The following is a 1,946-nucleotide window of genomic DNA, read 5'->3' on the forward strand; positions in this document are numbered from 1 at the left end:
GGTGTGGGCATTGTGGGTGGCGAATTGCGGATAGATGCGGTCGGTCATCGATAGCAGCTTTTTCGCGCAAGCCATGTAGGAAACGTCGGTGTTGGTCTTGCGGGTGAAGACGGGATAGCCTGACAGTCCGAGCGTCTGCGCGCGCTTGATCTCGGTGTCCCAATAGGCACCCTTGACCAGCCGCACCATGATGTTGCGGTCGTATTTCCTGGCCAGCGCATAGAGCCAATCGATGGCGAAGGCCGCGCGCGGCCCATACGCTTGCACCACCACACCAAAGCCATTCCAGCCGGCGAGTTCCGGCTCGGCCAGCACCCGCTCGATGACGTCGAGCGACAGATCGAGGCGATCGGCCTCCTCGGCATCGATGTTGAGGCCCATGCGCGAATGGCGCGCGGCCAGCGCCAGCGACAAGAGCCGGTCTGCCATGACAGGCAGCATCTCGTCCTTCTGCCCCACCTCGTAGCGCGGATGCAGCGCCGAAAGCTTGACCGAGATGCCGTGGTTCTGCCTGATGTCAGGACCGTTGGAGCCGGAATCGAGCGACGAAATCGCGTCGGCATAGGCCTTGTGATAGCGCAAGGCGTCGGCCTCGGTGCGGGCTGCCTCGCCCAGCATGTCGAAGGAGTAGAGGTAGCCCTTCTGCGTCATCGGCCGGCCGCGCTTGACGGCTTCCGTGATGGTGCGGCCGAGCACGAACTGCTCGCCCATTTCACGCATGGCGGCGGCCACCGCCTTGCGGATCACCGGCTCGCCCAGCCGCCGCACCATAGAACGCAGCGTGCCCTCGATGCCGCCCTCGCCCTCATCGAGGACGCGGCCGGTCAGCATCAGCGCCCAGGTCGAGGCATTGACGAAGATGGAGCTTGAACCGCCCGAATGCGCCGACCAGTCGTGCGGCGCGATCTTGTCGGCGATGAGGTCGTCCATCGTTTCGGTGTCGGGCACGCGCAACAGTGCCTCGGCCAGGCACATCAGCGCCACGCCTTCCTTGGTGGAGAGACCATAGGCAGAGAGGAAGACTTCCATCAGCCGAGGATCCGACGAGCCGCGCACCGCCCGCACCAGAGCGGCGGCCCGTGCCGAGATCGCCTTGCGGTCTTTCCCGGAGAGCGCCGTAGCGTCGGCAAGCCGCTTCACGGCCTCGTCTTCGTCGGGCAGGTAGTTGGCGCGAATCTGCTGGCGGATGGCATCGAGCGCTGGCATGGCGGTCCCATGGATCGAGCAAAGGAGATCGGGCCGGCGGTCACCGGACCGAATGGCGCAAGCTAGCACAGGTACGAATTTTCAGTCGGTCCGAAGAAATCGACATTGCAGGTCATTCGATCTATCATAACGGCTCAAAGCTGACATATGGACTGCATTTTCGATGATAGAAGACCAATTGGACCGCATCGACAGGAATATCCTGTCGGCGCTGGCAAGCGATGGCCGGCTTTCCATGTCGGAACTGGCGACAAAGGTCGGCCTGTCGAAGACGCCGGTGCAGGCGCGGGTGAAGCGGCTGGAAAAGGACGGCTATATCAGAGGCTACCAGGCGATCATCGACCGCGAGCGCATGGGCGAAGGCCATGTCGCTTTCGTCCAGGTGAAATTGTCCGACACCCGATCCGCCGCGCTCGATGCCTTCAACCGATCCGTACAGGCCGTGCCGGAGATCGAGCAGTGCCACATGATGGCGTCGAGCTTCGACTATCTGCTGAAAGTCCGCACCAGGGATATCGCCGCCTATCGCCGCGTCCTCGGCGAACGCATCTCAGCCCTGCCCCACGTCGCCCAGACTTCGACCTTCGTGGCCATGGAGACGGTCAAGGATCGGTAGAGCGTAGGGATGGCTGAAGCCTCCCCAACTTCGTCATCCTAGGGCGAAGCAGGAGCGAAGCTCCGTCTCGGAGACCCTGGGATCCATGCCGCGACCTCGGCCGAAGAATGCAGCGGAGCAGAAT

At 63.1% G+C, this 1,946-nt stretch carries 2 protein-coding genes; one reads left to right on the forward strand and one right to left on the reverse strand.

Going from position 1 to position 1,946, the window contains the following annotated elements:
* Positions 1–1,206: proline dehydrogenase family protein (locus EN750_RS31975; RefSeq protein WP_189526605.1), on the reverse strand; the 1,206-nt coding region annotated here is incomplete at its 3' end.
* A gap of 163 nt (positions 1,207–1,369) precedes the next feature.
* On the opposite strand from EN750_RS31975, the gene EN750_RS31980 reads away from it, so the two are divergent.
* Positions 1,370–1,822 (forward strand): Lrp/AsnC ligand binding domain-containing protein, encoded by a 453-nt coding sequence (locus EN750_RS31980; protein ID WP_127399081.1) that lies wholly within the window; start codon positions 1,370–1,372, stop codon positions 1,820–1,822.
* Positions 1,823–1,946 lie beyond the last annotated feature (124 nt).

Origin of the sequence: Mesorhizobium sp. M7A.F.Ca.ET.027.03.2.1 (assembly GCF_003999175.1) — a bacterium.
Taxonomy (GTDB): Bacteria; Pseudomonadota; Alphaproteobacteria; order Rhizobiales; family Rhizobiaceae; genus Mesorhizobium.